The 15,378-nt window shown below is 68.5% G+C and carries 13 protein-coding genes and 1 pseudogene; 11 read left to right on the top strand and 3 right to left on the bottom strand.

Annotated features, from left to right (window positions below):
- Positions 1 to 320: 320 nt before the first annotated feature.
- The 8 genes from ACT2CW_RS43030 to ACT2CW_RS42995 all read left to right on the top strand — a co-directional run bounded on the left by ACT2CW_RS43030 (position 321) and on the right by ACT2CW_RS42995 (position 9,304).
- Complete coding sequence (locus ACT2CW_RS43030; protein WP_445520551.1) at positions 321 to 1,727, top strand: peptide ABC transporter substrate-binding protein; 1,407 nt, start codon at positions 321 to 323, stop codon at positions 1,725 to 1,727.
- A gap of 73 nt (positions 1,728 to 1,800) precedes the next feature.
- Entirely contained in the window at positions 1,801 to 3,270 is a 1,470-nt protein-coding gene (locus tag ACT2CW_RS43025) for a M14 family zinc carboxypeptidase (RefSeq protein ID WP_445520550.1), read from the top strand.
- The gene (locus tag ACT2CW_RS43020; RefSeq protein WP_164436122.1) at positions 3,267 to 4,190 is read left to right on the top strand and encodes an ABC transporter permease; all 924 of its coding nucleotides are present in this window, start codon (positions 3,267 to 3,269) and stop codon (positions 4,188 to 4,190) included. Before ACT2CW_RS43025 ends, ACT2CW_RS43020 begins: the two co-directional genes overlap by 4 nt.
- The gene (locus ACT2CW_RS43015) at positions 4,183 to 5,082 is read left to right on the top strand and encodes an ABC transporter permease (RefSeq protein WP_164436120.1); all 900 of its coding nucleotides are present in this window, start codon (positions 4,183 to 4,185) and stop codon (positions 5,080 to 5,082) included. The genes ACT2CW_RS43020 and ACT2CW_RS43015 overlap by 8 nt, the downstream gene beginning before the upstream one ends.
- A 4-nt stretch (positions 5,083 to 5,086) precedes the next feature.
- A complete protein-coding gene (locus tag ACT2CW_RS43010; protein WP_311767062.1) occupies positions 5,087 to 6,127 on the top strand; it encodes an ABC transporter ATP-binding protein in 1,041 nt (346 codons plus the stop codon).
- A complete protein-coding gene (locus tag ACT2CW_RS43005) occupies positions 6,117 to 7,124 on the top strand; it encodes an ABC transporter ATP-binding protein (RefSeq protein WP_445520549.1) in 1,008 nt (335 codons plus the stop codon). The genes ACT2CW_RS43010 and ACT2CW_RS43005 overlap by 11 nt, the downstream gene beginning before the upstream one ends.
- An 18-nt stretch (positions 7,125 to 7,142) precedes the next feature.
- Positions 7,143 to 7,778 (top strand): FMN-binding negative transcriptional regulator, encoded by a 636-nt coding sequence (locus ACT2CW_RS43000; protein WP_445520548.1) that lies wholly within the window; start codon positions 7,143 to 7,145, stop codon positions 7,776 to 7,778.
- Entirely contained in the window at positions 7,775 to 9,304 is a 1,530-nt protein-coding gene (locus tag ACT2CW_RS42995; protein ID WP_445520547.1) for an amidohydrolase, read from the top strand. Before ACT2CW_RS43000 ends, ACT2CW_RS42995 begins: the two co-directional genes overlap by 4 nt.
- A gap of 239 nt (positions 9,305 to 9,543) precedes the next feature.
- On the opposite strand, the pseudogene ACT2CW_RS42990 reads toward ACT2CW_RS42995, so the two are convergent.
- Positions 9,544 to 9,825: pseudogene (locus ACT2CW_RS42990) on the bottom strand (aldo/keto reductase); the annotation flags it as partial.
- Positions 9,822 to 11,048, bottom strand: coding sequence for an FAD-dependent monooxygenase (locus tag ACT2CW_RS42985; RefSeq protein WP_164436113.1), 1,227 nt, complete (start codon positions 11,046 to 11,048; stop codon positions 9,822 to 9,824). The gene ACT2CW_RS42985 and the pseudogene ACT2CW_RS42990, both read right to left, overlap by 4 nt.
- A 120-nt stretch (positions 11,049 to 11,168) precedes the next feature.
- On the opposite strand from ACT2CW_RS42985, the gene ACT2CW_RS42980 reads away from it, so the two are divergent.
- Entirely contained in the window at positions 11,169 to 11,960 is a 792-nt protein-coding gene (locus ACT2CW_RS42980) for an AraC family transcriptional regulator (RefSeq protein ID WP_164436111.1), read from the top strand.
- 228 nt (positions 11,961 to 12,188) lie between these two features.
- Here ACT2CW_RS42980 and ACT2CW_RS42975 read toward each other — a convergent pair whose 3' ends face one another.
- On the bottom strand, positions 12,189 to 12,605 hold the full coding sequence (locus ACT2CW_RS42975; RefSeq protein WP_164436109.1) for a transposase: 417 nt from the start codon (positions 12,603 to 12,605) through the stop codon (positions 12,189 to 12,191).
- A 1,249-nt stretch (positions 12,606 to 13,854) separates the two neighbouring features.
- Between ACT2CW_RS42975 and ACT2CW_RS42970 the strand changes: the two genes are divergently transcribed.
- Positions 13,855 to 14,655, top strand: a complete 801-nt coding sequence (locus tag ACT2CW_RS42970; protein ID WP_164436108.1) for an AfsA-related hotdog domain-containing protein — start codon at positions 13,855 to 13,857, stop codon at positions 14,653 to 14,655.
- A 78-nt stretch (positions 14,656 to 14,733) separates the two neighbouring features.
- Positions 14,734 to 15,378: a methyltransferase family protein gene (locus ACT2CW_RS42965; protein ID WP_037964747.1), complete on the top strand. Its 645-nt coding sequence runs from the start codon at positions 14,734 to 14,736 to the stop codon at positions 15,376 to 15,378.

Genomic DNA, 15,378 nt, shown 5'->3' with positions numbered 1-15,378 from the left:
TTTCGCATCTTTGCATTGACATGGCATCTCAACGCGACCAGTATCCCGGTTACGCACCCGGGTGAGCATCGGGCCGTCCAACGCCCTTCCCGGGCAAGCCGAGGTGCTCCCCGCTCTCTCATGGAGTCGTCTTGCCTAGATCACCCATGTCCACAGCCTCGGCGAGCCTATCGCTGGCCCTTGTTCTCTCCCTCGTCGGTTGCTCCGGCAGCACGCAAGGCGGCAGCGGTTCGGCGAAGAACGGCCGATTCTCGATCGCCGTTGGTGAGCCCGATCATCTCACTCCGGGCCGCAGCACCGTCGGCTGGGATGAACTCCGAGTGCTCTTCGCCCCCCTGGTCAAGGTCGATCAGCAGGGCAAAGTCAGCTATGTCCAGGCGCAGTCGGTGACCTCCACCGACGCCCGGCACTGGACCATCAAGCTCCGTTCGGGCTGGACGTTCCACAACGGGGAGCCGGTGACCGCCCAGAGCTACGCCGATGCCTGGAACGCGACCGCCTACGGCCCCAATGGCTGGGCCGCCAACGGCCAGCTTGCGGGGATCGAGGGCTACGCGGCGCTGAACCCGGCCAAGGGCAAACCGAAGACCACCACCCTGTCCGGTGTGAAGGTCGTCGACGCCACCACGCTGAAGGTCACCCTCTCCAGTCCGGACAGCCAGTTTCCGCTTCAGCTCACCCCCAACCAGACCGGCTTCTACCCGATGCCGAAGGCGGCTTTCAAGGACCCCAAGGCATACGACAAGAAGCCGATCGGCGACGGCCCCTTCAAGATGACCTCCGCCTGGACGGCCGACAAGGGCACCACGGTCACCGGCTACGCGGCGTACAAGGGCACCAAGCCGAAGTCCTCCGCCATCACCTTCAAGAGCTATACCGACCTCAACACCGCCTACACCGACGCGCTGGCGGGCAACACCGACATCATCAGCGTGCCGGTCAGCAAGTACGGCCAGGCCAAAGCCGACTTCGGGGACCGGCTGTACACCTACGAGGCGCCATCGCTGGAGTTCATGGGACTGCCTCTGTACGACAAGCGGTTCGAGGACGTGCGGTTGCGCAAGGCGCTGTCCATGGCGATCAACCGGTCCGCCGTCAACAAGGCCATCTACGGCGGCCTGTTCACCCCGGCCACCTCGCTCACCCCGCCCTCGGAGGTCGGCGCGGAGACCGGCCTCTGCGATGCCTGCGCCTATGACCCGGCTGCGGCCAAGAAGCTGCTCGCCGAAGCGGGCGGCTGGTCCGGTGAGCTCACGATCACCTACCCGGGAGGACTCGGCCTCGACGAGCTCTACAAGGCGGTCGCCAACCAGATCAGGCAGAACCTGGACCTCAGCGACGTCAAGGCCGAGCCCACCGCCGACTGGGCCGAGTTCAGCGAGAAGGTGATCGGCAAGAAGAACAGCGGGATGACACACGCTCACTGGGGGGCCCTGTACCCGAGCATGCAGAGCACCCTGCGCGGCATCTTCACCAAGGCGGGCGGCTGCGCGTGCAGCAACTACAGCGCCACCGGTGTCGACACGCTCCTCCGGCAGGGCGACCGCGCGACGGACGCCGCCTCGGCCCGACGGTTCTACAACGACGCTCAGAAGCGGATTCTCCAGGACTTCCCCGTGATCCCGCTCTTCTACGGCAGCTACGTCTACGCCGGCACCGACCGTGTGACCGGGGTGACCGTGGGCCCGGCCGATGTCGAGCTCAGCAAGGTCTCCGTCGTCGGCTGAGCATCCAGCACCTGCACTGCGCCCCCGCATGGCCGCATCCTTCTTTCCCCATACTCCGGAGATCCACACCCGTATGACAGCCACGACGTCTGAGCAGTCCGCCGCCTCCGCCCACGCGGCCTCCGCACCAGCCGATCCCGCCAGCTGGGTACGGCACGCCAGGACCGTCCTTGAGACCCACACCTACCCGGCCGTGGACGAACTGCTGGCCTCCTTCAGGGTGTTGACCGGTGCCCACCCCGCCCTGGTGACCGAACGCCGGATCGGCACCTCCGCCCTCGGCGAACCGCTGTACTGCTTCACCGTATGCGACCGCCCCGCCGCCGCGGGCGGCGGGGATTACGTCGTCGTCGGCGGGGTGCACCCCAACGAGCCGGTCGGTGCGGTGACCACTCTGCACCTGGCCACCGCGCTGTGCGAGGATCCGGAGCTGCGGGCACACTTCGGCGGGGCCTGGCACATCGTGCCCTGTATCGACCCGGACGGGGCCCGGCTCAACGAGGGCTGGTTCGCCACCCCCACCGACAAACAGAACTACGGACGCCACTTCTATCGGCCCGCCGGCGACCAGCAGGTCGAGTGGACCTTCCCGTTCGCGTACAAGGAGGCATGGTTCGACCGTGTCCTGCCCGAGACGCTCGCGCTGATGCGGCTGCTGGACGCCACCCAGCCGCGCTTCCTGACCACGCTGCACAACTGCGAGGCGGGCGGCGTCTATTACTACATGAACCGCCCGGCTCCCGAGTTGTACAGCGTTCTCGCCGACATCCCCGCCTCGCTTGGAGTCCCGCTGGCGACCGGCGAGCCCGAAGCGGCCCACGTCCCGCTCTACGCCCCGGCCGTCTACGGCTGCATCGACATGAAGGACGCCTACGACTATCTCGAAGAACTCGGGGTTGACGCCGCCGCCAAGATCGCGGGCTCATCCAGCGCCGCGTATTCCGAGCGCTACGGCACGTTCTACTTCGTCACCGAGGTCCCGCACTGGAGCCACCCGCACGCGGACGACAACACGCCCACCAAGGAGCGCTACGCCGACGCGGTCCGGCGCCGGGCGCGGGCCCTGGCCGAGACCGGGACGTTTCTGGGGAGCATCCTCGACTCCGCGAGCCCGCACCTGAACATCCCGTCCCCCTTCCTGCGGGCAGTCCGCGACTTCGTACCGTCGCTTACCGAACTGGCCAGGACCGAGACGGCCCGCGCCGACAAGCTGCCCGACCGGGCCGCCACGGTCTCCGAAAACTACGGTTGCGATGCCGGTGTGCACAGCTCCCGCCTCCGCTTCGGCGGCATGCTGCTGCGCGCCCTGCACGCCGAAGTGGTCGCCGGTATCGCCAGTCCCGAAGTGCGCAGGTGCCACCGGGAGTTGCTGGAGACGTACGAGACGTGGGAGCGCGCGGCCGCCCCGGCCACCGGCGACCCCATCCCGATCTCCACCCTGGCCGGGATCCAGTATGCCGCGCTGCTGGCTGCCGCCGACCACGCCCGCGGCTCGGCCCGCGCGCAGGGCGCGGACCGGACACGCACTGGGGACTCGGGATGACGTACCTGATACGGCGGCTGCTGGAGGCGCTGGTCGTCTTCTTCGGCATCAGCCTGGTCATCTACGCGATGACGTATGTGCTGCCCGGCGATCCCATCGCCGCGCTCGCGGGCGACCGGCCGCTGGCGCCCAGTGTGGCGCGGGCGCTGAGTAAACAGCACCACCTCGACGAGCCGTTGCTGTCCCAGTATGGCCACTACCTCGCCGGGCTGTTCCACGGCGACCTCGGCACCGACTTGGGCGGGCGTTCCGTGGCCGGGCAGATGGCCGACCGCTGGCCGGTCACCCTGAAGCTGGCCTTCACAGCCTGGGGGATCGAGGCGGTCGTCGGTATCGGGCTCGGAGTGCTCGCCGGGCTGCGCCGGGGCACCTGGACGGACCGCACGGTGCTCGCGTTCACCATCGGGGCCACCTCGGTACCCGTGTTCGTCCTCGCGTACACCGCCCAGGTGGTCCTCGGTGTGAAACTGGGGCTGTTCCCGGTCGCCGGGGACACGGACGGCTGGCCGACGAGCTATCTGCTGCCAGCGCTGTGCGTCGCGGCCTTCGGGCTTGCGTCGGTGTCCCGGCTGGTCAGGGCCGAGGTGATCGAGAATCTGCGGGCCGACTACACACGCACCGCCGTCGCCAAGGGACTCAGCCAACGCCGGGTGGTCGGGATCCACGTCCTGCGCAACTCCCTGGTCCCGGCCGTCACCTACCTCGCCATCGACCTCGGCTACCTGCTCGGCGGCACCGTGATCATCGAGGGCGTCTTCAACCTGCCCGGCATCGGTCAACTGCTTTTCCAGGCCATCCGCGCCCACGCCGGGCCGACCGTGGTGGGGGTGTCGACCACCCTGATCCTGATCTTCCTTGTCGCAAGCGTCCTGGTCGACCTCCTCAACAGCCTCCTGGACCCGAGGATCCGCCATGACTGACACCGTGATCGCGCCGCCGGATGGCACCGCGCCGGCCCCCGGAGCCGCTTCCGGCGCGGGATGGCGCGAGCTGTTCCGCAGGCCGGTCTTCCTCCTCACCGGCGGCTGCATTTTCCTGCTGCTCCTGGTCGCCGCGGCGCCGGGGCTCTTCGCGGGCTGGTTCGGCCACGGGGATCCGACCGTCTGCGACCTGGGCCACAGCGCCGGGGCACCGGCCGCGGGCCACCCCTTCGGATACGACGTCCAGGGGTGCGACCTGTACGCCAACGTCATCCACGGAGCCGGACCCTCGCTCGGTGTCGGCCTGCTCGCCACCGGTTGCGGCTTGGCCGTCGCGCTGGTCCTTGGCTGCCTGGCCGGGATGGCCGGGCGAATCGTGGACAGCGTGATCGCCCGGGTCACCGATGTCTTCCTCGGCTTCCCGTTCCTGCTCGGTGCGATCGTCGTACTCAACAGCGTCACCACGCGCGACGTACCGACAGTGGCCGGGGTACTGGCGCTGTTCGGCTGGCCGACCATGACCCGGGTGGTCCGGGCGTCGGTCCGCTCGGTGCGCGAAGCCGACTACGTGATGATGGCCCGTAGCCTCGGCGCGAGCCAGTGGCACATCACCGTCAGGCATATCCTGCCCAACGCCCTCACGCCGGTCCTCGTCCTCGCCACCATCACCGTCGGCGGCGTGATCGTCGCCGAGTCCGCGCTGACCTTTCTCGGGGTCGGACTGCAACCCCCCTCCATTTCCTGGGGCCTTCAGCTTGCCGGGGCCCAGAACTCCTTCCAGACCCACCCGCACCTGCTGATCTTCCCCGGGCTGTTCCTGTCCTTCACCGTCTTCGTACTCATCACCTTCGGCGACACCGTCCGCGACGCCCTGGATCCGAGAGGCCGCTGACCCCGTGCACACGAACACCCCCGACCCGGCACCCCAGCCGGACGGCGTACCACTCCTGGAAGTCGAGGACCTGACCGTCGATCTGCTGTCCCCGGGCGGCACCGGGCCGGCCGTCCAACGAGTCGTCCACGGAGTCTCGTTCACCCTCCGCAAGGAGGAGACCGTCGCGCTCATCGGCGAGTCCGGGTCCGGCAAGAGCATCTCCGCGATGGCCCTCATGGGGCTGCTCCCGGCCGCCACCGCCCACGTCGGCGGCAGCGCCCGCCACCGGGGCACAGACCTGCTGGCGCTGCCCCCCGACCAGCTCCGCACCCGGCGCGGCAAGCACCTCGCGACGGTCTTCCAGGACGCCCTGTCCGCGCTCAACCCCACACTCACCGTGGGCTACCAGATCGCCGAAACCATCCGGGCCCATGAGAGCCTCGGCCGCCGCGAGGCCCGTACCCGAGCCGTCGAGCTGATGGCCCGGGTCCGCATCCCCGACCCAGCCCGCCGCTACCGCGACTATCCGCACCAGTTCTCCGGCGGTATGCGCCAGCGGATCATGATCGCAATGGCGGTGGCGCTCAGCCCCGACGTCCTCATAGCCGACGAACCCACGACCGCCCTGGACGTCACGGTGCAGGCGCAGATCATGGAACTGCTCGCCGAACTCCGCGAGGAGACCGGCTCCGCGCTGCTGCTGATCACCCACGACCTGGGACTCGCCGCCGGTACCGCCGACCGGGTCGCCATCATGTACGCCGGGCGCATCCTGGAGCAGGCACCGATCCAGGAGCTCTACGACCGGCCCGCCCACCCCTATACCCGAGGACTGCTCGCCGCCGTACCCCGCCTCGACGGGGACGCCGATACCCTCACCCCCGTCCCGGGAAGCCCGCCCGGCCCCGGACTGCTGCCCTCCGGCTGCCCCTTCCATCCCCGCTGCCCCGACGTCGCTGAGCGCTGCGCGACGCAGCCGCCCTTGCTGCTCCCGGTCGAAACCGCCCCGGCCGCACGGCTCGTCGCCTGCCACTATCCGCTGGAGGTCTCCGGTGTCCGATGACGTTCCGGCCGGCGTCCCCCTGATGGAGGCCCGCGGCCTGGTCAAGCATTTCAAGGCCAATGCCCTGCCGTTCGGCGGTCGGCGCCGCGCCACGGTCAAGGCCGTCGACGGCGTCGACCTGGCCCTGAGACGGGGCTCGACCCTCGGCCTCGTGGGTGAGTCCGGATGCGGAAAGTCGACCCTCACCCGCCTCCTGATGGCCCTGGAGCGCCCTACCTCCGGCACCGTGCTCGTCGAGGGCCGGAACCTGCTCGCGCTGCCGCAGGGCGAGCTGCGCCGCCGCAGGCGCGACATCCAGCTGGTCATGCAGGACCCGTACACCTCGCTCAACCCCCGGATGACCGCGCTGGAGATCGTCCGTGAACCGCTGGACATCCACCGCGATCTGGTGCCGGGAGAGGACCGCGCATCCCGGGCCCGGGAGCTGCTGGAGATGGTCGGGCTGGACCCGGGGCACGCGCACCGCCACCCCCATCAGTTCTCCGGTGGGCAGCGCCAGCGCCTCGGCATCGCCCGAGCGCTCGCCCTCCGCCCGAAGATCCTGGTCTGCGACGAGCCGGTGTCGGCGCTCGACGTGTCGGTGCAGGCGCAGATCATCAACCTCCTCAAGGAGCTGCAAAGGGAGTTCGGGCTCAGTTACGTCTTCATCGCGCACGACCTGGCCGTGGTCCGGCACGTCGCCGATGAGGTCGCCGTCATGTATCTGGGGCGGATCGTCGAGCACGGCGACCGCGACACCGTCTACTCCCGCCCCGCGCATCCGTACACCCGGGCGCTGCTCTCGGCCGTCCCCGATCCGGATCCGCGTCGTCGGGGCGCCACCGGCCGCATCGTCCTGCAGGGCGACCCGCCCAGCCCGACTCGGCAGCCCTCCGGGTGCGCCTTCCACACGCGCTGCTGGAAGAGCCGGGAAATCTGCGCCACGCAACCTCCGGCGCCCACCACACCGATGACCGACGGACGACGGCAGGTTTCCTGCCACTTCCCCGAAAGCTGACCGGACGGGAAAGAGCACATGCTGCAGCAGGAGATCTTCCAGGTGGACGACTCCGGGTGGATCCGTGGTCTGGCACGGGCCCACCCCTGGGCAACCCTGATCAGTCACACCGCCGACCGTGGACTGGTCGTCTCCCACCTGCCGGTGCTGGTGGACGACTCGCGGCAGGACACCGAGGACGCCGTCCTCACGCTCGTCGGCCACCTCGCCAGGACCGACGCCGCGAAGCACGAACTCGGCTCCCACGAAGTCGTTGTCGTGCTACAGGGGCCGCACGGCTACATCTCACCGGTCTGGTACGAGGTGACACCTCATGTTCCGACCTGGAACTTCACGGTCCTGCACGTCCACGGTCGCCCCGAAGTCCTCGACCCGACGGACACCTACGACGTGCTGTCCGCCACCGTCGACCACCTCGAGGGCCGCTTTCCCGAGCCATGGCGGCTGGCCCAGTCAGACGCATACGCTCACCGGATCGCTGCCGCCGTCACCGGATTCCGGTTGACCGCCACAAGGGTGACGGCCAAGGCGAAGCTCAGTCAGGACGAGCGCGAGGAGGTCGTCCTCCGCCTTGCCAGGGCCCTCGAATCCGGCCAGCCGTACGCCAGTCCCGAACTCGCCCGCGCCATGCGCGACATCCGGAGGAAGCCGTGACCACCACGTCCATGTCCACCGTGGCGTCCGGCACCCAGCCGGCCACCGCCGAGCCGCTCACCCTGCGCCGTGTCCACCTCGGCGCGGGCGGACCGCTGAGCGACGTCCGTATCGAGACCGGACGCATCAAGGCCGTCTTTCCGGCAGGCGAATCACCGGGCGCCGACGGACAGAGCCTCGACCTCGACGGCCGTACCCTGCTGCCAGGGCTCTGGGACTCGCATGTACACATGGTCCAGTGGGCGGGCCTACGCCGGCGGCTCGATGTCTCCGGCGCCGGTTCGGCGCGGGAGGCCGCGGACGCGGCTGGCAGGCGAGCCGCCGCCCTGTCTCCCGGTGAGACGGTGATCGGCCACGGCTTCCGTGACGGACTGTGGCCCGACGCGCCCCACAAGGACCTGCTGGACGCCCTGGTCCCCGACCGCCCCGTCCTGCTGGTCAGCATGGATCTCCACTCCGCCTGGCTCAACTCGGCCGGACTCGCCCTGGTGGACCGTGGCGGCCACCCCACCGGACTGCTGCGCGAAGATGAGTGCATGCGGGCCGTGCAGCAACTTAGCGCCGCTGGACCAGAGGTGACGGACCAGTGGGTACAGGAAGCCTGCGTCGCCGCCGCCGCGCGGGGGATCACCGGCATCGTCGACTTCGAGTACGCGGACAACATCGTGGACTGGACCCGCCGAATGAACGGTGCCACAGTGCCGCTCCGAGTGGCGGCCTCCATCTGGCCGCCGCACCTGGAAGCGGCCATCAGCTGCGGGCTCCGCACCGGCCAACCGCTGGACACCCCCGGCGGACTGCTGGAGGTCGGGCCGCTCAAGCTGTTCACCGACGGTTCGCTCAACACCCGCACCGCACTGTGCCACGAGGCGTACCCGGGCACGAACCCCGGCGAGCCCGGCTCTCACGGACTGGAGATGCTGTCCCCGCAGGAGCTGGTGTCCCTGCTGCGCCGCGCCTCCTCCCACGGGATCGAACCCGCCGTACACGCGATCGGGGACCGCGCCAACGAGATGGCCCTCAACGCCTTTGAGACGGTGCGCTGCCACGGCCGGATCGAGCACGGTCAGTTGCTCGCCCCCAAGGACATCCCGCGCTTCGCCGAACTGAGCGTCACCGTGGGCATCCAGCCCACGCATGCGGTGGACGACCGGGACATCGCCGACCGGCACTGGGCGGGCCGGACCCACCGGGCCTACGCCTTCGCCGACCTGCTCGCCGCCGGGGCCGTCCTGGAACTGGGATCCGACGCTCCCGTGGCGCCGCTCGACCCCTGGCTGACCGTGGCATCCGCCGTGACCCGGACCGGCGACGAGCGCCCGCCATGGCACCCGGAGCAGCGGATACCGGTGGCGGACGCCCTCGCCGGTTCGTCCCAGGGGCAGCGGCTGATTCGGGTCGGCGACCGGGCGGACCTGGTGGTGACCGACCACGACCCGCTCACCGCGGACGCCCGGACACTGCGCGAGATGCCGGTGTTCGCCACCATGCTCGCCGGATGCTGGACCCACGGCCCGTCGCTCTGACATACGGCGCCGTGTGGTGACCTACGGCCGGACCGGGCTGTTCCGGGCAGCCAGCCAACCGTTTCCGCCCCCCACGCATCCTTTACGGGGAACTGGGCGAACTACTTGTACCGGGAGCGACGAGGTTCCCTTGCTGTACGTGCCATCGCAACAGCACCTGAGCCGCACTCCTGCCATGCTTGTGTGATGTTCGACTTCGAAGTTCGAGACTTCGATGGCCTTGGCACGCGCCTCGGTGTATCCACATACTCCACATCCAGCTTGGCAAGCGACGTGTCGAAGGCGCGCAGGGCGGAGCCGTACCCCTGATCGCAGTTCCAGAGCTTCGTAGTGACGAAGAGTTCTTCCCTGGGTATTCCGGATTCCTTGATGGCCGATCCGACGTGCTCCTCCGTGCCCGCCACGGCCGCTGAGTCGAAGCTGCGGTACCCGGCTTCGAGTGCCGCTCGCAATAAGTCAGGCCGGGTACGGCGGTCGACGTAGAGCCTCGCCGCCCGTGCGTGGCGGTATGAGCTCGTCAATAGGAGTCGAGTTCGATGGCGTTGGCCGCTCGGGTGATTATGTCTCCCGCGGTTTCGCCGGCCCCGGTCGTGCCGTGGCCTTGCCGGGTCATGATGTCGAGTACTTCTGCGTTGCGTTGCTCGATTCCCTCCCAGGAGGACGGGATGGCCAGCTCCGGGGACTCGAAGGGTATGGCCTGGTTGAGTTCCACGTAGGGGCGGACCTTCGCCTCATACCGGGGGAAGGCCACGGTGGGGTCACCGCCGGCGGCCTTCAGCTCGCCCGCCAGGACGTAGGCCCCCACGACGGCCGTGCTCGTGCCCTGACCGCTCATCGTCGTGGGTGCGAACGCGGCGTCGCCGACCAGCGCCACCCGGCCGCTCGACCAGGCCGGCATCGTGATCTGGGTGACTTCGTCGAAATACAGATCCGTCGCCTGGTCCAGTTCCGCGAGCAGAGGTGCGACGGCCCAGTAGGCGTGGTCGTCCTTGAAGGCTCCCCGGATGAGCGCCTTCTGCTCATCAGCGTCCCACTTGTCGAACTCGAGAGGCGGTGAGGCGAAGACGAGCATCCCTCGCGTGTGTTTGGCCAGCCCGTACTGCAGGACGATGACGAGCTTGCCGGGGAGCGATGACATGAACATCTGTCGTTCCATGCCGAAGATGTTCGGGATGCTGAAAATCGCCGCGTAGTACCCCAGCCGCTTTTTGTAGGCCTCGGCTTCCTCGAACGTCAGAGCGCGGACCGTGGAATGCAACCCGTCTGCGCCCAGAACGAGATCGAAGCGGCCGGGAGGGCTCTTTTCGAAGGCCACTTCGACGTGGTCGCCGGTCTGGTCGATCGACTCAATGCTGTCGTTGAACCGGTAAGTCAGGCCGTCGAGTTCCGCACAGGCACGGCCCAGGAGCGAGGTCAGGTCGTCGCGCAGGATCTCCACGTCTCCGGTGAGTCCCTCGCCGGCCCCGAAGTTGCCGTCGGTCTTCCAGACCGGTTCGCCGAGATGGTCCAGGTGCACGATCTCCTTCATGTGCACCCGGTTCGCGCGGACCGCGTCGATGATGCCCATACGTTCGGCGACGTGCACCGCCGTGCCACGCAGATCGATCGCAAAGCCGCCGATGCGCGGAGCGGGCGCCCGCTCGACCACCGTCGTCTCGAACCCGTGCCGAGCCAGCCAGTAGGCGAGCGTCTGACCTGCTGCTCCCGCACCGGAGACAAGAACTTTCTGACGATCGGACACCATCACACCTTTCGGTAGGGACCCTCGCGAGGAGTCCAGTAAGGCGACCCTAAGATTCCGGGTAACGGAAATGTGGCCAACCGTGATCGCGAATGGGCCATCCGATCGTTGAAGGGGTGCAGGGTGAAGGACCGCGAACCGATCGATCCGCTGACGGGACCTCCGTCGGCGGCCCGCGCGACGCTCGACCGGGAAGCGGACTTCGCCGGCCGGCATCGGCACGACCGGCACCTGATGGTGTGGTCCGCCACGGCGGCCTTCGCGGTCCACGCCGACAGTCACGACTGGGTCGTCCTGCCCACCCACGGGCTCTGGCTGCCGGCCGAAACCCCCCACTCGGGCAGGATCCTGCGGCCCGGGCACAGTGACGATGTGCTGCTCGACGCGGAACGCTCCCCGTTTCCGGGAGCGGAAGCCACGGGTGTACTCCTCACGCCGCTGATGCGTGAGCTCCTCACCTATCTCGGCCGGCACCGGGAGCGGACACGCGCGCGTTCACAGGCCGAGTCCCTCCTGCTCGAACTGCTGGAGAGCGATTCCGGCGCGGCGTTCCGGCTTCCCATGCCGCAGGACGCGCGCATCCGGACGATCGCGGAGGCTCTGATCGCCGACCCGTCCAATCGACGTGACCTCTACGCGTGGGCCGACACCGTGAACGCCGGCGCCCGGACCATCACCCGCCTCTTCGTGCGCGAAACCGGCATGCCGTTCGGCCAGTGGCGCGTCCATGCCCGTATTCACGCGGCACGCGGCCACCTGGTTCGAGGCTCCTCCGTCGCCGCGACCGCACGAGCCGTCGGCTACCGCACACCGGCAGCGTTCGCGGACGCCTTCCGCCGCCTCACCGGCCAGAGCCCCAGCGACTATCAAGCAGACCTCCGTTCGGGCGGCAATCGGGGGCGGCTGTCGCGGTAGGAAGAATCGCCCCGGCTCCGGGCGTGTGAGCATCCTCAGTGAACGCCCCACGTGCGTCGGCCAGCTCGTCAGTGAGAACTCACCTCCGCCCTCGCCTGCGTGCTACTCCGTCAGAACACAGTCGAGGCGACGTCACCGGCACCCGGGCGGCTCGTCGCGGTGGTTCTTCCGTCACCCTCTTGAACCCTCCGGCCTCATGCTCATGCTCCATGTCCGCGGATCCCTCTCCTACGAGGTCGTTTTGCCCCTTTGCTGCAGCGCCTTTTCCTCCGCCACGGCCTTCTCCAGGTCCTCAAGGAGCTCCGGGTCGACGACCATGCCCGCCGCGTGGTGATGCGCGCGGGCAACGGTCGAGTCGACGCTGACCAGGCTGAGATCGACATCGTCGCGGGCGGCTGCCTCGGCGATCATCGCGTCCATGAGGGTCTGGGAGACCTCGTCACGCGCCCACATCCGGAACCGGTCGTAGATCGTCGACCAGGAGCCGTAGCTTGCCGGCACATCCCGCCAGGGACTGCCGGTACGGAACCGCCACATCATCGCGTTGAAGTAGCTGCGCAGGTCAGGGATCGGTCCGAACGCCCCCAACGGCAGGTGCGGCTCGATCAACTCCCACTCGGCATCGGTCAGATCACCACGAGTCACGCGACCGGTCTACCGCAGCCAACACCCTCCTGAAGCGGGAATGACCGATCCCGTGCCGCTCTTCTCCGCCGAGATCGCCTCGCCGCTGAGCCGTGAAGCCCTGGTGTGGCTCGCGGCGGGCACCCTCGGCCCGGTCCAGGTACCGGGCATGCTCACGCCGGAGGTCTGCGAGCGGATCACCGCGAGCTGGACGGCACCGAGTTCAGCACCTACGACGAGCGGCGCATCTGGCCGCCGATCGCCAAATTCGGCCCGGTGGTCTACGACTGCTACTTGGACGGCGAATTGCGTCCGGGGTACCGGCAGGACCCCCGCAAGGCCGGGGAGCAGTGGGTGAAGGCGAAGGGCGCCGATGACCCGATGGAGACGCTGATCGCGCAGATCACCGTGGCGTGGGAGGGCCCGTCAGCCAGCGACTGTGGGTGGGCCGAGCCAGTTCGCAGGGATGGTGCGCGAGCTGAGGGGCGATCCGCGGATGCACTTCGACGAGGTGGTCCGCGAGGTCCCCGGCATCTTCGACCGCACCCCGACCGGACGGCGGCGAGCTGAACGTCTTCCGCCGGCACTGGCGCCCGGCAGATGATGAGGACCGCATTGGCTTCGGTTCGGCCCAAACCATCGTCGCCCGCGAGCCGCGCCTGATGCTCACCCCGGAACTGGGCGAGGGCATCTTCTTCGACACCCGCAACTACCACTTCATCACCCCCGGACACGCAGGGCCGCCAGCTGACCCTGTCCTTCTTTGTCGGCGTGCCACGGACAACCGCCTGATCATCTGGGCGTGACCCGCTCCCGAAGGTCGTGTCGGCCTCCTCGGCACGGACTTCCGCCGCTTCTTCGTCTGCTGGGGATCGGCCTGGGCCGCCAGCCTCCGGCACAACGCCCGCCACGCCGGCCGACCGCTCGCCCTCCTCGAACTCACATGATCACGGAACGGACGTCACGCGACTACACCGGAGCCCTGGCGCGGAGTCCAGGAACAGAACGGAAGCCGACCCGCCGATGCCGAGACGAACCAAGGCGCGGCCCGCTCACGCGTGGGTCGGCCTCGCACGGTACCCGCGGGAGGCGGGTCCCGGGCTCGGGCCGGTGTCGGCGCAGGTCCGCGCCGTGTCCGGCTATGTCGCCTTGTCCCTCCGCTGCCTCGCGTCTCCTTTCCCACAAGCGCATCGTCCTGTAGAGCACAAGTTGATGGCCGGAGGATGGCACCTCAGCGGCTCCTGCATTTGCACAAATACAGGGAGGAAGCGTGCCAGAGAACGTTATATTCGTGGTAGGCGACAATCTGGCCAGCAGGTCACATTCGGTCGACCTGGTTCCCTTGTCTCGACTGGAGGCTCTGCTCGATGGGGAACTGACGTCCGGTTCGCTGCCGGTGATCGTGCCGGGCCAGGGCGTAGAAGAGTACGAACGGGAGATCCTGCGCGGCGCGCTGCGCAGGTACGGCCTGCCGGAGTCGCTGCTGGCGGACGTGCCATTACCGGCCCCGATTTACCACTCAGAAGTGCACAAGCGCAATCCCGATAACGTTCTCATCGCGGGGCTGCGCAGGATCTCGGACGACCAGTTCGAGGCCGTCTTGAGGATCTCCGACCGGCAGGAGATGGTCCTCGACCACACCACGGGCTCGCACATAGCGGGCATGGTGATCACGGAGGTGGTGCGGCAGATCTCGCTCGCCGTCGGGGAGCGCTATCTGCTGACGCCGTCGCGCACGCCCCGCCGGTTCATCCTGAACTCCCTCCAGACGTCGTTCCACAAGTTCCTGCTCCCGCTGCCGGCCCGGCTGGAGTACACACTGGAGGAGGTCAAGTACAAGGGTTTGAACCGGGTGCGGTTCGTGGGCCGGTGCGATGTGCTGCAGACGAACGTCCTCGCCGCGTCGGGCTCGATGGACCTGGTAGTGATGGACGAGTCGCGGGCCGACGAGATCGAGGCCCGGCAAATCCATGAGATGACGCACGCCCTGGCTGAGCTCCAGCTGCCCAAGCTCCAGGAGACGGAGGAGTGCGCGGCACGTACCGCCCTGAGCAGGACCGCGGCTTCCTGATCCCCGCAAAGGGCGGTCTGCGGCTTTCGTCAGAACCCCAGGCCGCCTGTCCTTTGTCTCCTGGAGGTTTCTTTCGTCATGACCTGGATTCTGCGCAAATATCCGATGTTCGTGCTCGGTGCCTGTCTGGTGGCGACCGCCACCGCGGTGGTGCGCGGGCTGCTCGACTTCTCCGGCCCGTGGCAGCGGCTGGCGGCGGTGTTCGCCGGGCTGCATCTGGTGTGGCTGCTGCTGGAGGCCTGGACGACCGTGCGCAGCTCGCAGTCGACCGACTCGGCGACCGATCGCGGCACGCTCTACGTGTACGGCACGGCGCGTACGGCCACACTGGTCGCGGCCTGTCTGCCGGCTGCCGACAACCAGGCGTACCGGCCGTGGCTGCTGGCGCTGCCGGTGGTCTTTGTGGGCGCGGTGGGCCTGCGGCTGTGGGCGATCCACACGCTGGGTCGGTACTACTCGCACCGGGTGCGGGTCCTCGGCGACCACGAGATCGTGCGGACCGGCCCGTACCGGGTAGTGCGCCACCCCGCCTATCTCGGGATGGCGCTGGCGCATGTCGTCTTCGTGCTGTTCTTTCTCAACACGTACAGCGCAGCCGCCCTGATGGTCCTCCTGGCGACCATGGTCGTCCGCATTCTCATCGAGGAGCGCACTCTCCTGACGCTGCCCGGCTACTCCGACTATGCGGCGACCCACCGTCGTGTCATCCCCTGGGTTTGGTGA

The sequence above is a fragment of the Streptomyces sp. NEAU-174 genome (assembly GCF_052665095.1).
The sequence above is the reverse complement of the archived record's forward strand: the minus strand, read 5'-3'. Positions and strand labels throughout refer to the sequence as shown.